This window comes from Cryobacterium breve (assembly GCF_004402375.1).
Taxonomy (GTDB): domain Bacteria; phylum Actinomycetota; class Actinomycetes; order Actinomycetales; family Microbacteriaceae; genus Cryobacterium; species Cryobacterium breve.
In genome coordinates, this window is the sequence record NZ_SOGJ01000023.1 from 383,052 (window position 1) to 400,793 (window position 17,742).

Consider the following 17,742-nt stretch of genomic DNA (forward strand, 5'->3'; position numbering starts at 1 on the left):
AACTAGATCTTCGACCGCCACCCGGCCCCGCTGGAAATGTGCGTCGTTAGTGTCAAGGTATGAGAACTTTGCGTTGTGCCGTCTCCGCCGTTGTCGTTATTGCCCTGACCGCGTCACTGGCTTCGTGTACGCCCGCCCCCGTGCCAAGTACCCCTCGAGGGCAAACCGCCACGGCCGCACCCGCAGACACATCGCCACTCACGTGTGACGATCTGGTTTCACCAGACGCCGCAGTGGCCGCTCTCACAGGCTCGAATGGTGTGACTCCCGACGTGGCGAAGGCTGTCCAACCCTCCCATGCACTCGAGCACGCGCTGCTCACTGGAGCAGGCGGACTCGCCTGCTCCTGGCGCGTCGGAGCGGGGCAGCTGGCTATTGGCGCCGAACAAGGCGACTGGGCCTATCTGAGTATTGATGTGCTGCCCGACGCTGCGTTGGATTGGGTCCCCCCGTATGCCGGCGACGCCCCGTCCGCCGAGCACAGGAAAGTTGGCCAGATCGAGGCAACAACCGCTGCCGGTGAGAGCGGGTGGCGGATCTCCGCACCCGTCGAGTCCGCCTGGGTGGACGTCAGGGTCACCTCGTCGGCTGTCATCAGTGGTGGCAGCCGATTCGAGGGCGCTCCTCTTATGAGCGTTCTCGATGGAATGATGCCCGCCGCGGAAGAGTCCTTTGCGGCCGTCACTGCGGCAACATCCAAGCAAATGAGTTGGCCTGCCCTTCCATTCCGCGAAAGCGAGGCGCGCTGCGACGGCGGCCTCAACCAAGTGGGCATTGAGAACGCACTGCAACTCAACGGTGCGCCGGTGGAATACAGCCTGCTCGACTCCCGTGAAAAGACCATCGACGCACTCTCCGACGCTGTGGAGGCGCGCATTGGAGTGTTCCGGTGTGAACTGTTCGCGGAAGGGTTCGGCTACACCGAGATCACCGTCGTACGCGACTTCCAGACGATCCTCGCGGAGCTGACGACGCTGCCCGACATGGCATCGGCGCTCGAACCGATCGTTCTCGAAGGATCGGTAGAAGGCGAGACTGCTCTGCAGGCACGTCGCGACGACGGCCCCCACTCACCCCTCTACTTCACTCTCGGCCAGACGCTCTACGGCGTCTCGTCCGACGGACCGGCTACGGTCGCTGAGGCGATCATCGCCCAGACCCGCTAAGGCCGCATCACCATCCAACACGGCCCTTGTTACCGTTGAGGGTTCCTTGTTTGACTGATGCGGCGCGACATGTACGCGGAGCAGGCGAGCGAGAGCCGCGCGCGATGGGATGATCGTGGCATGGAACTCACGGACCTTTCCGGATCGGTGCGGGTCGTCCTTCATCCGGTCAAGTACCAGTTCGAATCGGTGGTCGGTGACATATGGGATGACAATTGGCTCATCATTGAAGGTGATGTCGATTCGGGAGAAGCGAAGTGGTCGTTTCGAGATCCGTCGTTGGTTGTCGACGAAGCACTGGAGATCGCAAATTGGCTTGAGCGGGTTGGCACTCAGCTTGAGGCGCCCACTGATGTTAGTGACAGTGCTGGCATTGACCCGTCCCTGACTTTCACCGAGCCGAACCTTGCATTCAGCGTCAGAAGCTACAGGGAAGACACTGCTGTCATTCGAGTCCATTTCTCTCTAGAGTCGTTGCCTCCGACTCGGCGCGGCTCGGAAATCGATCATTTCGCCGAGTACGCCTTCCGGGTCGAAATTGAGATCACACTCGTGGATGCGCTTAGAGCCGCTGCGACCTGGCGGGAGGAACTCGCTGCCTTTCCACGGCGCTGAGAACTGAAGAGTCCCGCCTGACGTTCCCCAACGCCACTCCCCCGAGGCTTCGGAACTTCGACGAATTAGCGCCGAATCTGCTGCCGTAGACGTCCGTCTTGCGGGTGCCCAGTACCGTATTCTTGCGCCGTGAAGAAATTGCGGCGAGGCTCCTATGACCGGTCCGCGGATGCGGCTTACTTCAACATCTCACCTCGCATAAAAGCTGGGGAGGCCGTTCGGCAGGACGTTCACGAAATCGACGGCCGCGGCGAAGTCATCCTTGACTTCGATAAAGACGGCAAGCTTCCAGGGGTCGAGATCCTCGGCGCCACGTCCCTACTGCGCCCGTCCACCCTGAAACAAGTCAAGCGAATCGGCTGACCCAGTAGCGCTCCGGTTCTATGGCCGTTCCGCTCCCGGGCGGTGATGCCGCTATTCTGCGGCAATAGAGCACCGCCACTCTTCTTCAATAGCCACAGGGGTGGCGGGAAAATTCGGCTGCGTCAGCCGATGAGTGTCGACCATGCGACATCGATCACGCAGAGACCATCGTCGGTTTCGCGGTAAAAGACGTAGCCGGGATGTTTGTCACCGGGAGTCGCCCCCTCGGGAAGACCCTCCAGGTTGATGTTCCACTGCGGATCGAGTGGTACTTGTTCATCCCAGTAGTCGGCAAAGAACCGTTCCGGCTCGCCTGCAGAGCGGCCTTCCCAATCTTTTGCCGTACCGAGATCGGCTTCGGCGTCTTCGCAAACGAGATCAGATGTCCCGCCAGAAGCGAGGTCTTTGATGAGGTTCTCGGTAGTTTGGATAACTTGAGCACCGTCGTTCCCCCAAATTAGCGTGTCTACGGAGCACCCGCTCAAGACCACTGCGCACACAGTTGCGAATCCGGCGAGAGCGAGAGCGCGACGAGGCTTCATGCCTTGAGGCTACAAGATGGCACCTCGCCGAATCACTTGAAGCGGAGATTCCTAGAGCCCGCGTGATTTCTTATAGTGCCCGCTCCGCGTTCCGTTTCCGGTTGGTGGACGCGTCGAACTATCGGGGCTCAGGTTGTCAGCGTGGACGGGCGAGCGTTCGGGCCATTCAGTTCGCGGCCACCACGACCGGACGCCGCTCCATTTCCCGCCAGGCTCCTCCGGACAGTGGGCTCAGCGTGACGAGCGTGTAGACGACCGCGACGATCCCAAAGGCGAGCGACAGGCCGATCGAGTCGGCGGCGATGCCGCCGAGCAGGGCGCCGAACGGCACACCCGCCCACGCACCGGCGTTGATCAGGCCGAACACCCGGCCGCGCATGTGTTCGGGAACGCGTTCGAGTTCCACCGTGCCGAGTATCGGGTTGATCGCCCCAGCCGCCAGGCCGGAGAGCGCGGTCATTGCGACTAGCACGGGAAGCGGTGCACCGACGGCGAAGGCAGCGCTCGACGGGCCGCCAGCCAGGGCGAAGCAAACCGCCAGGGTCACACGGCGGGGCACCCGGTGAGCGACGAAGCCGAAGGCCACGTTGCCCACTAGGGCGCATCCGCCCATGACCGCCACCAGCAGACCGAGAGCGGCCGCGCCTCCCAGACGATCGTTCGCGTAGAGGGGCATCAGGGTCGAGCCGCGGGCGGCGTCGAGCAGATTCGTGACCAGGACGAGGCCGACGACCAACCGCATCAGCGGGTCGTGGATGACGAAGCGGAAGCCTTCGGCCAGGTCGGCCCAATAGGAGGAACGGGGAGCGTCAACGCTGTCGCCGCTCAGCCTGACGGCGGCAGGGACTGCTGCCACGAACGCCCAGGTCAGCAGGGCTGAGACCGCGAACGTGGCCGCGTTGACGAAGAGGGCTGCGATCGGCCCCAGGAGCGCGACGAGCAGGCCGGCGATGGAGGCGCCGATCAGCTTGGCGAAGCGCTCAGAACCATCCAACAGCCCGACACTCTGCTCGATCCGCACGCCGGCCCTTACGGTCAACCCGGGCAGCATGACGCGCCGCGCAGTCTGCCCGGGGGTGTCGAGCAGACCGCCCGCGAATACCAGGAGGAGAAGGGCCCAGAATGGCAGCCCGACGGTCAGCGCCAGTACCGGCATGGCCAGCACGGTGGCACCACTCACGAGGTCAGCAACGATCGCCGCTCTGCGGTGACCCACCCGGTCCACGACGACCCCGCCGAGCGCCCCGCCGACCACAACCGGGGCGGTGGCGAAGAATGCCGCGATTCCCACCTCGATGCCCGACCCGCCGAGGCCGAGGACGTAAAAGGGGATGGCGAACGCTGTGATCACGTTGCCTGTTTGCGAGATCGCGTGCGCAGCCAGGAGCGCCGACAGGGAGCCGGTTGCGCGGCGGTCACGAGGCAGCGCGTCCTTCATGTTCTTCCTCATCGGCGGTCTGATTCAGGGTCGGCGATAGGCCTGGTAGACCAGCACCACGGGCTCGGCGCCATCGGCCGTGGCCGGGTCGTGGGCGGCGCTGGCGTCGACCCACTGGTTGACCAGTGCTTCGAGCTCGGTCCGCATGGTGCCCAGTTCCTCGACGGTGAGACGCAGGCTGCGGTCACCACTCGCGCCCGCTGCGACCCACTCGCGGGGCAGGGCAGGCGTCGCGTCGATGTAGTCGGTATACCGGGCGGCGTAGGCCTGGGCAATCGACTTCTGTAGAACGGATGACGCCGCCAGCTTGTCGGGGTCGTCGAGCAGATCGGCGGGCTCCCAGCTGGTCAGCAGGGTCGTGGCCTTCCACCAGCGTTCGCGGTGGTCGGTGCTCTGAGCCTCGGCCGGCTCGATCAGGGCGATGGAGGCAAGCTTGCCAAGGTGGTAGCTGATGGTGCCGGGGGCCTCATCAACGACGTCGCCGAGCTGGGCAGCGGTCAGCGGGCCGCGTTCGCGAAGCAGGCCGAGCAGACGCAGGCGGGTTGGATGCGCGAGGACCCGCATGGAGGCGGCCGAGTTGAGCGTGGTGCGTGAGGCGTCACGGGGGGTCATACCGATGACACTATAAGAACAACAGTTATTGCGCAATGACTGTTGCGCGATAACTCGAGCGCCCTCTCGGCTCCTAAACTGAGCCCATGGTCAACGGGGCGGAACGTGAAGTCCGGGCTCTTCGGGTCGAAGGTTTGGTGAACGCCCGCGATCTCGGTGGCCTCCCCCGTCAAAATGGAACACTGACTCCCAGGGGCGTTTTCTTCCGTTCCGAGAATGTTGACTCGGTTACCCCGGCAGGATGGGACCAGATTCGTGAAGCCGGCATCCGCACCATCGTCGACCTCCGCCAGGCAGAAGAACAGGCGCAGGACACCCAGACGCGGCCCGCCTGGCTGACCACTGTCACAGTCGATCTGGACGGCCTCGATGATGCCGATTTCTGGAAGGACTTCTGGAGCAACGGGTTCAGCGGCACGGCACTGTACTTCTTGCCGCACCTCCACGCGATGCCCGAGCGTAGCGTCGCCGTTCTGTCTGCCTTGGCCAGCGCGCTAGAAGGCGGAGTTCTCTTTCATTGCATGGGCGGAAGAGATCGAACGGGACTTATCGCAATGCTGCTTCTGGCTGCCATTGATACTGAGCCAGACGCGATCGTGGACGACTATCTAGAAACAGTCAGACTCGCGGATCGTCGGGCAGCAACATCGAAACGGAACAACGCCGAACCTGAGATCGACGCGCTGTGCCAGACCTTCGGCACGACAACAGAGGGCGCATTTCGCTCAGCACTCCTCGGCCTCGACCTCGTCACGCTCCTCGTATCCCCGGAGCTCAAGGAGGCCAACAGGGCTGCGGTCACGAACTGGCGAGGCTCCGTCTGACCCTCATGCACGACATTTCGCCCTACGGTTCCGCTTGCAGCCTTTAGGTTGGTGGGATGGATGAAGAAGTTCTGGCCGGGGGAAACTCGAGCATGGTCATTCGGGTGGGTAACACCGTTCCCCGCCCCGCGGGGCCATGGACTCCCGCGGTACATCGACTTCTGACCACACTCCGCGCGGCCGGCGTGACGGAAGTACCTGAGCCCTTTGGCATGGACAAGCAGGGCCGCGAAGTGCTCTCCTACCTTCCGGGAATCGTCGGCAACTTCCCACTGCCCAGCCGGATCGGGTCGCCGACGATCCTGCACGAGGCTGGGTCCTTGCTCCGACGAGCGCATGACGCCAGCGAGCCCCTCGCGTACGCCGCCGCCACGTGGCAGTTGCCTGCACACGAGCCAATCGAGGTGGTGTGTCTGAACGACGTCGCACCGTACAACATGGTTTTCCAAGACGGGCACATCGCGGGTCTCATCGACGTTGACATGGCCTCCCCCGGGCCACGGATTTGGGATCTGGCTTACCTCGCGTATCGACTCGTCCCGCTCGGCGAGTACTCAAACCCAGACGCGTCCGGACGAGATCCTCGCCTGGGCCGGCTCGATGCGCTCATCCGTGCCTATGGCCATGAGTTTGACCAGGCTGCCGTTCTTCGGGCAGCAGCGGACCGCATGGAGGATCTGGCCGTTTTCACGGATCAACGGGCCGCCGACATGGGCCGCATAGATTTCCTGGAGCATGCCGCACTGTACCGCCGCGACCGCGACCGACTTCTCCACCTGATCGCAAGCCTGCATGCCCCGTGAACGCGGATCGTAGGCTCGCGATAGAACGGGCAATCGAATGCCCGCGAGTCGAGGGGTGGTCGAGATGGGATTCGGTTCTTTGGCTTGGTGGAACTTTTGGGTGGTCGTTTAGGTTTTCCTTGTGGTTGGGATCATCGTGGCCCTGGCATTCTTTATCCGCTGGGGACGGCGCAAGAGCCCGATTCTTGAAGCAAACGAATCCACAAAATGTCAGGGAGGTGCCGGCCCAGGGAGGTAGCGGGCGGGAGGCGCCCCGCGGAGGGTTCGGCTACGGACCTTGACTCTGTAGGCCGGCGACTTCCTTCCTTCCAGTCTCAAAGCGCTTGCTCGGTGTCTGGCACACGTAGTTTATTCAGGAGGGGGTACACGAAATGCAACTGCCAAGATTGGCTCTTCCCGTGCTCCTCGCCGTGACTGCGCGGTCTTGGATCCTCGGCATTTCGTCGATGGCCCTCCTGGCCTTGGCTGGGCTGCAGTTCGCGTTCATCTCACATGCGGGCATCGGTGAATCCTGCTATCAGAATCCCGATCTAGGCAATCTGGCTCTGCCCTCAGCAGGATGGACCGCGTACGGTGCATTTTCGTCCTTTCCCGTTGGAGTCCGATGCTCCTATTTCGCGACCGATCACGAACTCCTCCTGGTGCACACCCAGTCGAGCGTGTGGGGCTGGGGAATCACGCTCGCCGCGATCCTCGGAGTACTTGGCATTGCGCTCTTCCTGACCGCCCGGCTCGCCACTCGACAAACCTGGCACGCATCGGTCTGAAGAATCAGACCCAGACCGCCCGATGGCGGTTCGGCAGTTCTCGCCAGAGTGACGATGATCCGGATGGCGCCGTTCCCTCACTTCGCGGGTGGCGCCAGCTGTTGGAGGACATCCGCCGGCCCGGACTTCACCGTGCGGTCGGGCTCGGCATAGTGCGCCTTGGTCGTCGAAGTCGAGGTGTGACCGAGCACGTCGGCCGCAGCCTGAATGCCGAGTTCGCAGGCCAGCAGCGTCGCCCCCGTGCGCCGAAAAGAATGAGGAGTGATTTCAAGACCCTCGAGTCCAGCGTTCAGGAGTATCCCCCGAAACGAGCGCCTGACACTGTACGGTGCGAGCGGCGTACCAACCCGCGAGAAAAAGAGCAGGTGCTCGGTATCCTCCGGATCGAGTAGCGCCAAACGCTGGCGAATCACATCGGCCGCGAACTGCGGCACAGCGATGACCCTGTTCGACTCGTGTGTCTTGGGGTGTGCCTGACGGAGAACACCGGCTCCGTTGTGCACGACGAGCGTGCCGCTGATGTTCACTCGCGGCGGGTCGGCAGCCATGTCCACGTCGCATTGCCGAAGCGCGAGCGCCTCACCGATGCGTGTCGCCGTGCCGAGCATCACCTCGATGATGTCTCTCACCTGCCCGTCGGATGGCGGTCCCATCGTGCCCTCCCCCGTGCGCCAGTCGCGGGCCGCGAGTCGGATGGCGGCGATCTGCTCCGTCGTGAGCGCCTTGGGGATGTGAGGAGGCTTCTTCATTCGCGAGGTTTCCTTCACCGGATTGCGCGGGATGATCTCTCGCCGAACTGCGAAAGCCAAGATCATGCTGAGGATCGTGCGGGAGTGCTTCGCTCGCGTGTAGGACTTCTCGCGCTGCTTCTTCAGGAAGAATTCGATGCGTCCGACGGTCACTTCGCGAATGGTGTAGTGCTCGAAGAAGGGCAGCACGAGCACGCGCAGCTCCCGCTTGTAGGTGTCTTTGGTCCCTTGGGCGCGGTCGACGTCGAGCATCATGTCCTCCAGCCAGGCGTCGGCGAGCATCGGGAACGGCGAGCCCGCGTTCAGCGAGTCGCCGACCCCACCGGCACGCATTCGCCCTCCCAGTTCGACTTTCAGCGCTGACTGCGCCGCATTGCGGCTCGAGCGGGTCGCGCCCACCTGCCGTGACTGGCCGTCCCAGTCGCGGAAGACAGTCGTTGCCCGGTACCGGTCTGGACCGACCTTGGTCGTCTTGGTGGCACCGAACGTGCTGATCGGAAGTCGTGGTCGTCCGACCATCAGTGCTCGCCCCCTCGACTGCTCAAGAATGATTCAGGCTCGTGGAGGCCGTCCAGGCATCGGCGCACGTCGGAGACTCGATAGCGGATCTCCCGCCCAACTCGAATGCCAGAACGGCCGCGCCCGTCGGTGCGCAGGTCATAGATGGCCTGCACCCGCACCTGCACGCCGAGATACCCGGCGAGCTCACTTGTCGTCAGTACAGGCTCTAAACCGAGCCCGAAGAGTCGTTCAGTGTCCATGATCAGAAGGTGTTCGAGGCCACTCCAGCTCAATCGAACCTGGTCGTGCACCTTCATAGTGAGCGCCGGTATCAGGCGGTCACTTTCGAATAAACCATGGATAAACCACGTATATATCAAGTCTTGTCCTTTCAGTGAGGACAAGAAACCCTGATCAGATCTAATTCATAGTAGGGCGGCTGGGACTTGAACCCAGGACCGACGGATTATGAGTCCGCTGCTCTAACCAGCTGAGCTACCGCCCCTATCGCTCACTCTGACGAGTGTGCAACATGACTGCCGGTGATCGGATGGATCACCGGCTCCCACGATACAGGCCCACGAATGGTTCGGGTGCCCGACTACTCCCCCGAGTGCGCAGCGGCCGCGGAAGTCACGGCGTCGATGACAGGCTCCCCGCGATACAGCGACTCGAACGTGTTCAGGGTGCGGTTGATGTCGTGCGCTCCGATCAGCCGAAGAGACTCACGTTTGAGCGCGTTCAGGTCGTCTGGCGTGGCCGTCAGCACGGTCGTCAACTTGTCCGCAAGGTCCTGGGCGTGGCCGGGTTCGAATAGGTAACCGTTCTGGCCGTCGTGCACCAGGTGCGGCAGCGCCATGGCGTTGGCCGCCACGATCGGCAGGCCCGAGGCCATGGCCTCCATGGTCGCGATGCTCTGCAATTCCGCGATCGAAGGCATCGCGAAGACTGTCGAGCGGGTATACGCGGTCGCCAGCTCGGCATCCGTCACGTAGCCGGTGAACGTGACCCGACCGCTCAGGCCGAGGGTCTGCGAGAGGTTTTGCAGGTTGCGTTTCTGGTCTCCGCCGCCGACTATCTCCACCTTGACCTTGAGGTCGGCTGAGAGCAGGGCGACGGCCTGCAACAGCACGTCGATCTGCTTTTCACCGGTCACGCGGCCGACGAAGAGGATGCGGTTCTCGGTGCGGGGCTCGAAGCTTGGCACGTAGTTGTGGGCGTCGATGCCGCAGGAGATTGCCAGCACGCCCTCAAGGCCGGTGTAGCGCTCCAGGAACTGCGCTGCTCTCAGGGTCGGCGTGGTAACGGCCTCGGCCCGCCCGAAGGTTCGCCTCGCTGCCCGCCAGGCGCCCTTGATGATGCGGTCGTGCAGTCCCTTGGGCACCAGCGTGAACTCGAGCATATTCTCCGGCATGAAATGGTTCGTTCCGATGATTCGGATGCCGCGCTTCGCCGCCTCAATCGTCACGGCCCGTCCCACGTTGATGTGGGACTGGAAGTGCACGACGTCCGGCTTGAACGTGTCGAGGATGCGGCGGGTCTCCCGGGGGATAAACCACGGCAGTGCGTAGCGCAGCCAGTCGTGCGGGTACCAGCGCCAACTCTGCAAGCGGTGGACGACCATCGGCTGGCCCTCGTGCACCTCAGTCCAGGTGCCGAACTTGCTCGACGCGGCCGGTGCCATGATCTGCACCTCATGGCCGCGGGCCACCATTCCGGCCGCGAGACGCTCAGCGAAACGTGCGGCGCCATTCACGTCGGGGGCGAAGGTGTCCGCCGCGATCAGGATCCGGAGCGGCTTCTTGGACACCGGCGCAATGCGGGTCGACTCGCTCGGCAAATCTGTCGAATCTGACAAAAGACACTGTCCCAACGTATGTGAGCCGGAGTTCGTCATCCGGCAGGTATTCATGTTTTCGACGGCGCGTACGCTGACGAGGTCTTCTAGCACCTTATTCTAAACCGCACCCACAACCGCTATCGCGGCAACGGCGCGCCACCGTCGATGACGCGTGGTGTCGGCCGGGCCATTGGTCAGTCGGCGGCGAGGGGGTGGTATCGGGCCAGCAGGAACACCCCGACGATCGCGATGATGCCGGCGACGATGAAGGCGATGGCAGCCCCGGCCGGAGCCTGTTCGACCTCGCCCAGAACGACGATTCCGATCCCGACGGCGATGAGGGGATCGATCACGGTGAGTCCGGCAATGACGAGGTCGGGCGGGCCGGAAGAGTAGGCGTTCTGCACGAAGTAGGCACCGAGAGCCGCCGCCAGCAGTAAACCCAGCACACAGATCAGCGTCAGCCACTCGAAGTTGCCGTTTTGGGTGCGGTTGATTACAACCTTCGCCAGGGTCGCGACGAAACCGTACAGCACGCCGGCACCAACGATGTAGAACATTGCCTTGAACCGGCTGCGCAAATAGACAAACGAGGCGGCGAAGAGCAGCAGAACGACTCCCAGAACCAGCAGGATGGTAATCAGTTTCCGGTCGGTGACCGGCTTGTCCACAGCGGTGAAGGCGGCAACGGTGACGAAGAGGCCCACCCCGCCGACACACATCGCGATCGCGATCTTCGAGGCCCGGTTGACCGGAACCCGGGTGATCCGAGCGTTGAGGATTGATGTGATCACCAGGGCCACGGCCCCGAGCGGCTGGACCATGATGATGGGGGCGAATGCCAGACTGGTGAGCTGGAACACGATGGCCAGGCCCAGCATAAGCGTGCCGAACACCCACGACGGCCGGGCTAGCAGAAGCATCAGCTGACGCGAATTCAGGCCGCGGGTGACCTCCACGGTATTGGCTTCGACCTTGGTGACCCCGCGGTGCTGGAACTGAGCGCCCAGTGACAGGAAGATCGCACCCACGAGAGCAAGCGGAATACCGATGGCCTGACGAGGGTTGATGGCAATTTCTGTTGCCAGGTCGGTCAGGTCGGGAGTCACTCATTGACCCTATCGAGAACCAGCCCGATATCCTTGGTGAATGGCCGTTCGTTCGATTGTGATTTCAGGAGATCCCGTTCTCCACTCCCCCGCCCTCCCCGTCGTGGATTTCGACGATGATCTGCGAGAACTCGTGCAGGACATGTTCGAAACGATGGATGCCGCGCCCGGCGTCGGTTTGGCGGCGACGCAGGTGGGCGTGCCGCTTCGGCTGTTCACCTACAACTTCCTCGACGACGACGACTGCCTGTGGCGCGGCGTGGCCATCAACCCCGAACTGTGGATCACCCCGGTTCCTGCTGGTGAGGCCGACGAGGACGAGGACGTCGAGGGATGCTTGTCCTACCCTGGTGAGCGGTTCCCGCTGCTACGTTCACCCTCCGCGATCCTGCGTGCGGTGGACCTGGAGCAGAACCCCGTCGAGATCCACGCCGAGGACTGGCTCGCCCGTGTCTTCCAGCACGAGTACGACCACCTCGACGGCACCCTCTACGTGGACCGGCTGGATCACTTCTACGCGAAGATCGCCACCAAGATCACACGGAAGCGGGGCTGGGGCATCCCCGGCCTCAGCTGGATGCCGGGCGTCGACAACCTCGAAGACTGAGCCGGGTGTCAGCCGCGGGCGAGATCCACACCATGGATGCCGTTGTGGAAGCGCAATGACGGGAAGATCGCCGAGACGGTGAAGCCCACTCCCGGCACGGTACCCGCACTGAAGATGCCCCCGAACATCTCGGTGCGCTCGCGCATTTGGGTGATGCCTGCCCCGGAGATGCTGCCGCTGAGCGCCTTGAGATCGTCGTCGATCGTGTAGGCGGTGCGGGCGGCGAAGTCGGCGGCGTCGGCACTGTTGCGGCGGGCGGCTGCACGGATGCCATCATCGGCCACCAGCAGTGTCAGGCCGTCCTGGGTCCAGGTGAATGTGACCCGGGCCTCCGTTCCCACGCCGCCGTGCGTGACGCAATTGGCCAGCGCACTCTGCAGGATGCGGAAGATCGCCAGTTCGGCGCCTGGTTTGAGGTCGAACCGTTCGCCGGATTCGGTGAAGTCCACGGTCACGCCTGCACCGCGCATCACCCGGAACAGGTCACGCGCCGACTGCAGGCCCGGTTGGGGGATGGCCACGGATTCGCCCTCGCGCACGATCGTGAGTACACGGCGCATGTCAGCCAGGGCCACCCGGCCTTCGTCGACCATGGCCGTCGCCACGCGCACGGCACTGGACGGGTCGCTCTCGGCCGTGTATCGGGCTCCCTCGGCACGGGTGACCAACCGGGCAACAGATAGAACGGCTACGTCCTGCAACTCCCGAATGATGCCGAGCCGACCCTGCTGCTCGGCGAGGGACAGTTGCAGGTCGATTCGCATCCGCTCTGCCGCAGTGCGGTCGAAGACCACGCGGCGGGCACGGATGAGGGTGACCAGCCAGAGGGCCAGCAGCACGATGACAAGACCGATCAGCACGGTACTCAGATTGAGCCAGGTCTCCACGGATGCCGCCTTTTCTTAACCCACGTCGCACGGGAATGAACGGGATACAAAAAAGGCCACCAGGGGTGGAGCCCTTGGTGGCCTTTCGCTCCCCGACTTGGACTCGAACCAAGAACCTGCGCATTAACAGTGCGCTGCTCTGCCAATTGAGCTATCGAGGAATACTGCTTGAACAGCTCTGTTACTTTATCAAACGTTCGCGATCTGCCAAATCGATGACGGCCGTCAGTAGCCGATTCGGGGGTCGACGACGCCGACGAACCGCGCGTCTGTAAGGAAAGCACCCACATTGATGCGAATCCGTTCAGCCAGAAGCGGTGCGGTCATCTCGGGCGTGTCGGCCGAATGCGGCGTGATCAGGCACCTCGGTTCGCTCCACAGCGGATGCCCCTGCGGCAGCGGCTCCGGATCGGTCACATCGAGGGCTGCCCCCGAGATGGTCCCTGCCGTGAGGGCCGCCACCAGTGCCTCCGTGTCGACGAGTGGACCGCGCGCTATGTTGACGAGCACGGCGTCTGGGCGCATCAACTCGAGTTCGGCCTCTCCGATCAGGTGCCGGGTGCTGCTCGTGAGTGCGGCCGCGACGACAACCACGTCGCTTACGCGAAGCACGTCCGGCAGGGCCTCGGTCTCCACCGTGAACTCGGCCCCCGACACCGGCTCGCTGCTGCGCCGCACGATGGTCACGTGGGTGCCGAAGGGCTCCAGCAGTCGGATCAACTCACGCGCAATCCCCCCGGCACCGATGACGGTTACGTTGAGCCCGTAGAGAGAGCGTCCCTCCGCACGCGTGCTCCAGCTGGAGGATCGCGCGCGCTTCGGCAGCACCCGTAGCAGGGCCAGGGTCAGGGCGAGGGCGTGCTCAGCCACGGGCTGCGCGTAGGCGCCCTTCGCACTGGTCCAGAGCACGTCTGTGCGATCGTATTCCCTCAGAACTCCGCTGAAGGCGTCCACGCCGGCCCAGGGCAGCTGTACCCAGCCGATCCCCGGATGGGCCTCAAGAGTGGAACGCAGCTCGTCGGCCCGACCGTAGTCCAGCCAGATCAGCCCGCGGGTGTCCGCGGAGAGCTCGGCGAGCGTTCCGCCGGCATCGCGGACGGCCCTGGCGAAGGTCTCCTTGGGCCAGGGCAGAATCGCGATCGGCCCCGGATCAGGCCGGCGCTCCTCCGGCAGCGGCGAGACCTCATCGGCGAGCACCGCCCGGTGCTGCTCGAAGTCACCTCTCGCTGACATGTTCGCCTGGTTCACTCTCATGGTCGTGCTCGTCGTTCTCGTCGTTCTCGTAGTCGTTTTCGTAGTAGTTTTCGTCATCGCCCGCCGCGTCCCCCAGGAGGGCTGCGGCCAGGCCGGCCACATACGGGTGTTGCGGGTCCTCGAACACTTCGTCGATCGTGCCCAACCCGACCAGGACTCCCTGGTGCAGAACGGCGATGCGGTCGGCAACCCGGCGCAGGACGCTGAGATCGGAGCTGATCACCAACGCTGAAAAGGCCCGCTCTCGCTGCAATTCGCCGAGCAAATCGACCACGGCGTCCCGAACGGTGGCGTCGACGCCGGCCGTGGGTTCGTCGGCGATCAGCAGTGACGGGCCGAACACGAGGGCCCGGGCCAGAGCCACCCGTTGGCGCTGGCCGTTGCTGAGCTCGTAGGGAAATTTAGTGAGCACCGTCAAGGGAAGGCGCACCGCGTCGACCATGGTCGCCACCTGGGTCTCCAGCTCGGTCCGGTCGTACCGCCGGTCCCGGTTGAGCACGGGCTCAGCCACGATTTCCGCGACCGTCAGGGTCGACGGCAGGGTCGCGGCGGCGTCCTGGGCCAGATGCCCTACCCCAAAGGTGAGCCGGGCCAGCTTGCGCCGACGGATGCCGCGCATCCGGTACCCCTGCACCGTCGCTTCTCCCCCGGTGATCTGGGGCCGGACGTCCCCGCTGCCGCGCGCCGTGAACGCGGCGCCGGACAGCACCCGGGCCAGCGTGCTCTTGCCCGAGCCGCTCTGGCCGAGCAGACCGAGCACCTCACCGGGCTTGAGGCTCAGGGAGAGGCCGTGCACGGCCACGAAAGCGCCACTGGCCCCGTGGGGAGGATATTCGATCGTCAGGTCGCTGGTGGAAAAAGCAGGAATCGGTGCGGCGCCGCGGGTCATGGTCTCTATCCTGCCGCACGCAGTCGGCGAAGCCCCTCTCGACGCAGAGCCTGCTCGGCCGGGTCCGGCACGGGCAGGGAGGCAAGGAGCCGCTGGGTATACGGGTCCTGGGGTGCTCCGAGAACCTGGGCGCTGGTGCCTTCCTCGACCAGTTTGCCGCGGTAGAGCACCGCGATCCGGTCCGCGACGAGGTCCACGACGGCCAAGTCATGACTGATGAACAGCGAGGCGAAACCGAATTCACGCTGCAGCTCCGCAAAGAGCTCCAGCACCCTTGCCTGCACGGACACGTCGAGGGCACTCGTGGGCTCATCGGCGATGAGGAGGGGCGGTTCCAATGCCAGCGCACGGGCCAAGCTCGCCCGTTGGCGCTGCCCGCCGCTGAGCTCGTGCGGGTACCGGTCACCGTATGCGCGCGGTAGCTGTACCGCCTCGAGCAGCTCGTCGACCCGCTTGCGGGCGTCGGCCGCGTTCCGCGCCCGCCCGTGCACCACCAGCGGTTCGGCGACGCATTCGGCAATGGTCAGCAGCGGATTGAAGCTCGATGCCGGGTCCTGGAACACGAAGCCGATGTCACTGCGGAACTTCTTGAACGCTCGTTCCTTGAAGCCGTTCATCTCGTGGCCGAGAACGGTGAGAGATCCCCCCGTCACACGCGTCAGCCCGGCGATGGACCGGCCGATCGTGGTCTTTCCCGAGCCGCTCTCCCCCACTAAACCGAGGACCTCGCCGGGCCGGATCAGGAAGCTGACCCCGTCGACGGCGGTGAAACCGGATCGACCGAGCCGGCCGGGGTATTCGATCTTGAGCCGGTCGGCGATGACGACCGGGGCCTGCTGGTCCCAGTCGCTCGTGCGTGCACTCGCCCGGGCTGCTGCGTGAACCACGCCCTGGCCGATGTGTGGCACGGCCGCGAGCAGCTTCTTGGTGTAATCGTCTTGCGGGGAGCTGAAGAGCGTCTGGGCGTCCGCCTCTTCGACGACCTTGCCCTGGTACATCACGGCCACGCGGTCGGCGAGGTCGGCGACCACGCCCATGTTGTGCGTGATGAGAACGATGGCCGTGCCGAATTCGTCGCGGCAGCGGCGCAGCAGGTCAAGAATCTCGGCCTGCACGGTCACGTCGAGGGCAGTGGTCGGCTCGTCGGCGACGATCAGACCGGGGTCGAGTACGAGGGCCATGGCGATCACGACGCGCTGCTTCTGGCCGCCGGAGAGCTGGTGTGGGTAATAGTCGACGCGCGTCTCCGGGTCGGGGATACCGACCCGTCCGAGAATCTCGACGGCCTTCGTGCGCGCTTCCCGACGGCCCACCCGGCCGTGCGCGCGAATGCCCTCCATGATCTGCCAGCCCACGGTGTACACGGGGTTCAGGGCGGTTGACGGCTCCTGGAAAACCATGGATACGTCGGATCCGCGCACCTGCCGCAGTTGCTTAGTGCTCAGGGAGATGATGTCGCTCTCGCTCGAGCCGTCCTTGCTGCTCAGAATGACGGCACCCGAGGCGGTCGCCGTTTCCGGTAGCAGCCCCAGGATGGCTTTGGCGGTCACGGTCTTGCCGCTACCGCTCTCGCCCACGATGGCGAGCACCTCACCCGGGGCGACCCGGAGGGTCACCCCGTCGACGGCGCGCACGGCACCCGCGTCCGTGGCGAAGGAGATGCCGAGATCGGCGATGGTGAGCACGTCGGTCATGATCCGGCCTCGAGTCCGTCGGAGGGAAGGGTGACGGCGTCTTCGAGACCGCCAAGGCCGCCCGGGCCGGCCGCCAGGGTGCCACCGGGTACGACCGAAGTCTGGGCGACGACACCGGCCGCCTGGGCGACCGCTCGCCGTCCGCGTAGCCGCGGGTCGGCGAGGTCGTTGAGGCTTTCGCCCACGAGCGTGATGCCGAGCACCACGAGAACGATGGCCAGGCCGGGGAACAGTGACGTCCACCAGATTCCGCTGGTCACGTCCGAGAGGGCCTTGTTGAGGTCGAACCCCCACTCGGAGGCGGCGGTCGGTTCGATTCCGAAGCCGAGGAAGCCCAGGCCCGCGAGGGTCAGGATCGCCTCCGACGCGTTCAGGGTGAAGATCAGGGGCAGGGTGCGGGTGGCGTTGCGCAATACATGACGGAACATGATGCGGGTATTGCTGGCACCCAGCACACGTGCGGATTCCACGTAGGCCTCTGCCTTGATCCGCACCGTCTCGGCGCGGATCACACGGAAATATTGAGGTATGAACACCACGGTGATCGAGATGGCCGCCGCGAAGACGCCACCGATCAGGTTCGACTTGCCGCCGGAGATGACGATAGACATCACGATCGCGAGGAGGAGCGACGGGAACGCGTAGACGGCGTCGGAAACGACCACCATAATGCGGTCGAACCAACCGCCGAAGTAGCCCGAGACCAGCCCGAGGAACACTCCGGCAAAGATCGACAGCACCACGGCGACGATGATCACGAACAGTGCCGTCTGGGCACCCCAGAGCACGCGTGAAAGCACGTCATAGCCGCTCACGGTGGTGCCGAGCGGATGCGATCCGCCGGGCGGCTGTTGGGCTCCGAAGGCGCCGTCGGCGTCGCGCAGCTGACTGTACCCGTAGGGAGCGAGCACGGGAGCGAAGATGGCGGTGAGCACGAACACGGTCGTGATGATCAGCCCGGCGATCAACATGCCGCGCTGGAGTCCCATGCTCTGCCGGAGCTGGTGAACGACCGGGAGTCGGGACCACAGGCTGCGCTTGGGCGCGGACGAGACAGACGTGGCGGATGGTGCGGCGCTCAT

Annotated in this window: 19 protein-coding genes and 2 tRNA genes; 7 read left to right on the top strand and 14 right to left on the bottom strand. The window is 64.4% G+C overall.

Annotation, left to right across the window (positions count from 1 at the left end):
* Positions 1-272 precede the first annotated feature (272 nt).
* From E3O65_RS11820 to E3O65_RS11830, 3 genes are all read left to right on the top strand, one after another.
* Positions 273-1,166, top strand: a complete 894-nt coding sequence (locus E3O65_RS11820) for a hypothetical protein (RefSeq protein ID WP_206750830.1) — start codon at positions 273-275, stop codon at positions 1,164-1,166.
* A gap of 120 nt (positions 1,167-1,286) precedes the next feature.
* Entirely contained in the window at positions 1,287-1,781 is a 495-nt protein-coding gene (locus E3O65_RS11825) for a WapI family immunity protein (RefSeq protein ID WP_134363907.1), read from the top strand.
* A gap of 129 nt (positions 1,782-1,910) precedes the next feature.
* On the top strand, positions 1,911-2,144 hold the full coding sequence (locus E3O65_RS11830; RefSeq protein WP_134363908.1) for a DUF2283 domain-containing protein: 234 nt from the start codon (positions 1,911-1,913) through the stop codon (positions 2,142-2,144).
* 122 nt (positions 2,145-2,266) lie between these two features.
* Here E3O65_RS11830 and E3O65_RS11835 read toward each other — a convergent pair whose 3' ends face one another.
* The 3 genes from E3O65_RS11835 to E3O65_RS11845 form a co-directional block, all read right to left on the bottom strand.
* Positions 2,267-2,686, bottom strand: coding sequence for a hypothetical protein (locus E3O65_RS11835; protein ID WP_104129527.1), 420 nt, complete (start codon positions 2,684-2,686; stop codon positions 2,267-2,269).
* Between the two features lie 166 nt (positions 2,687-2,852).
* Positions 2,853-4,124, bottom strand: a complete 1,272-nt coding sequence (locus tag E3O65_RS11840; RefSeq protein ID WP_174722301.1) for an MFS transporter — start codon at positions 4,122-4,124, stop codon at positions 2,853-2,855.
* A 24-nt stretch (positions 4,125-4,148) separates the two neighbouring features.
* Positions 4,149-4,736: a helix-turn-helix domain-containing protein gene (locus E3O65_RS11845; RefSeq protein WP_134363909.1), complete on the bottom strand. Its 588-nt coding sequence runs from the start codon at positions 4,734-4,736 to the stop codon at positions 4,149-4,151.
* An 86-nt stretch (positions 4,737-4,822) separates the two neighbouring features.
* Here E3O65_RS11845 and E3O65_RS11850 point away from each other — a divergent pair, with 86 nt between their 5' ends.
* The 3 genes from E3O65_RS11850 (at position 4,823) to E3O65_RS11860 (ending at position 7,130) form a co-directional block, all read left to right on the top strand.
* Positions 4,823-5,560, top strand: coding sequence for a tyrosine-protein phosphatase (locus tag E3O65_RS11850; RefSeq protein ID WP_134363910.1), 738 nt, complete (start codon positions 4,823-4,825; stop codon positions 5,558-5,560).
* Positions 5,561-5,616: 56 nt separating this feature from the next.
* Entirely contained in the window at positions 5,617-6,363 is a 747-nt protein-coding gene (locus tag E3O65_RS11855; protein WP_134363911.1) for a phosphotransferase, read from the top strand.
* 371 nt (positions 6,364-6,734) lie between these two features.
* Positions 6,735-7,130, top strand: coding sequence for a hypothetical protein (locus tag E3O65_RS11860; RefSeq protein WP_134363912.1), 396 nt, complete (start codon positions 6,735-6,737; stop codon positions 7,128-7,130).
* Positions 7,131-7,207: 77 nt separating this feature from the next.
* On the opposite strand, the gene E3O65_RS11865 is transcribed toward E3O65_RS11860, so the two are convergent.
* From E3O65_RS11865 to E3O65_RS11885, 5 genes are all read right to left on the bottom strand, one after another.
* On the bottom strand, positions 7,208-8,398 hold the full coding sequence (locus tag E3O65_RS11865) for a tyrosine-type recombinase/integrase (RefSeq protein ID WP_134363913.1): 1,191 nt from the start codon (positions 8,396-8,398) through the stop codon (positions 7,208-7,210).
* The gene (locus E3O65_RS11870) at positions 8,398-8,697 is read right to left on the bottom strand and encodes a helix-turn-helix domain-containing protein (RefSeq protein ID WP_241985578.1); all 300 of its coding nucleotides are present in this window, start codon (positions 8,695-8,697) and stop codon (positions 8,398-8,400) included. The genes E3O65_RS11865 and E3O65_RS11870 overlap by 1 nt, the downstream gene beginning before the upstream one ends.
* 114 nt (positions 8,698-8,811) lie before the next feature.
* Positions 8,812-8,885, bottom strand: a tRNA-Ile gene (locus tag E3O65_RS11875).
* A 96-nt stretch (positions 8,886-8,981) separates the two neighbouring features.
* Positions 8,982-10,190, bottom strand: coding sequence for a glycosyltransferase (locus tag E3O65_RS11880; RefSeq protein WP_241985577.1), 1,209 nt, complete (start codon positions 10,188-10,190; stop codon positions 8,982-8,984).
* A 224-nt stretch (positions 10,191-10,414) separates the two neighbouring features.
* Entirely contained in the window at positions 10,415-11,329 is a 915-nt protein-coding gene (locus E3O65_RS11885) for a DMT family transporter (RefSeq protein WP_134363915.1), read from the bottom strand.
* Between the two features lie 40 nt (positions 11,330-11,369).
* On the opposite strand from E3O65_RS11885, the gene def reads away from it, so the two are divergent.
* Entirely contained in the window at positions 11,370-11,936 is a 567-nt protein-coding gene (gene def, locus E3O65_RS11890; RefSeq protein ID WP_134363916.1) for a peptide deformylase, read from the top strand.
* 8 nt (positions 11,937-11,944) lie between these two features.
* On the opposite strand, the gene E3O65_RS11895 is transcribed toward def, so the two are convergent.
* The 6 genes from E3O65_RS11895 to E3O65_RS11920 all read right to left on the bottom strand — a co-directional run bounded on the left by E3O65_RS11895 (position 11,945) and on the right by E3O65_RS11920 (position 17,742).
* Positions 11,945-12,823, bottom strand: a complete 879-nt coding sequence (locus E3O65_RS11895; protein WP_241985576.1) for a sensor histidine kinase — start codon at positions 12,821-12,823, stop codon at positions 11,945-11,947.
* An 88-nt stretch (positions 12,824-12,911) separates the two neighbouring features.
* Positions 12,912-12,984 (bottom strand) — tRNA-Asn (locus E3O65_RS11900).
* Positions 12,985-13,048: 64 nt separating this feature from the next.
* Positions 13,049-14,056, bottom strand: coding sequence for a D-isomer specific 2-hydroxyacid dehydrogenase family protein (locus E3O65_RS11905; RefSeq protein WP_134363917.1), 1,008 nt, complete (start codon positions 14,054-14,056; stop codon positions 13,049-13,051).
* Entirely contained in the window at positions 14,040-14,966 is a 927-nt protein-coding gene (locus tag E3O65_RS11910; RefSeq protein WP_134363918.1) for an ATP-binding cassette domain-containing protein, read from the bottom strand. Before E3O65_RS11910 ends, E3O65_RS11905 begins: the two co-directional genes overlap by 17 nt.
* Positions 14,967-14,971: 5 nt before the next feature.
* Entirely contained in the window at positions 14,972-16,660 is a 1,689-nt protein-coding gene (locus tag E3O65_RS11915; RefSeq protein WP_134363919.1) for an ABC transporter ATP-binding protein, read from the bottom strand.
* Positions 16,657-17,742: an ABC transporter permease gene (locus E3O65_RS11920; RefSeq protein ID WP_134363920.1), complete on the bottom strand. Its 1,086-nt coding sequence runs from the start codon at positions 17,740-17,742 to the stop codon at positions 16,657-16,659. Before E3O65_RS11920 ends, E3O65_RS11915 begins: the two co-directional genes overlap by 4 nt.

Coding starts and splice junctions, on each gene's coding strand:
- E3O65_RS11840 (WP_174722301.1), bottom strand. CDS start 4,124: ATGAAGGACGCGCTGCCTCGTGACCGCCGCGCAACCGGCTCCCTGTCG.
- E3O65_RS11920 (WP_134363920.1), bottom strand. CDS start 17,742: ATGAGCGCCGCACCATCCGCCACGTCTGTCTCGTCCGCGCCCAAGCGC.
- E3O65_RS11905 (WP_134363917.1), bottom strand. CDS start 14,056: ATGTCAGCGAGAGGTGACTTCGAGCAGCACCGGGCGGTGCTCGCCGAT.
- E3O65_RS11860 (WP_134363912.1), top strand. CDS start 6,735: ATGCAACTGCCAAGATTGGCTCTTCCCGTGCTCCTCGCCGTGACTGCG.
- E3O65_RS11855 (WP_134363911.1), top strand. CDS start 5,617: ATGGATGAAGAAGTTCTGGCCGGGGGAAACTCGAGCATGGTCATTCGG.
- E3O65_RS11910 (WP_134363918.1), bottom strand. CDS start 14,966: ATGACCCGCGGCGCCGCACCGATTCCTGCTTTTTCCACCAGCGACCTG.
- E3O65_RS11845 (WP_134363909.1), bottom strand. CDS start 4,736: ATGACCCCCCGTGACGCCTCACGCACCACGCTCAACTCGGCCGCCTCC.
- E3O65_RS11835 (WP_104129527.1), bottom strand. CDS start 2,686: ATGAAGCCTCGTCGCGCTCTCGCTCTCGCCGGATTCGCAACTGTGTGC.
- E3O65_RS11915 (WP_134363919.1), bottom strand. CDS start 16,660: ATGACCGACGTGCTCACCATCGCCGATCTCGGCATCTCCTTCGCCACG.
- E3O65_RS11825 (WP_134363907.1), top strand. CDS start 1,287: ATGGAACTCACGGACCTTTCCGGATCGGTGCGGGTCGTCCTTCATCCG.
- E3O65_RS11870 (WP_241985578.1), bottom strand. CDS start 8,697: ATGAAGGTGCACGACCAGGTTCGATTGAGCTGGAGTGGCCTCGAACAC.
- E3O65_RS11865 (WP_134363913.1), bottom strand. CDS start 8,398: ATGGTCGGACGACCACGACTTCCGATCAGCACGTTCGGTGCCACCAAG.
- def (WP_134363916.1), top strand. CDS start 11,370: ATGGCCGTTCGTTCGATTGTGATTTCAGGAGATCCCGTTCTCCACTCC.
- E3O65_RS11850 (WP_134363910.1), top strand. CDS start 4,823: ATGGTCAACGGGGCGGAACGTGAAGTCCGGGCTCTTCGGGTCGAAGGT.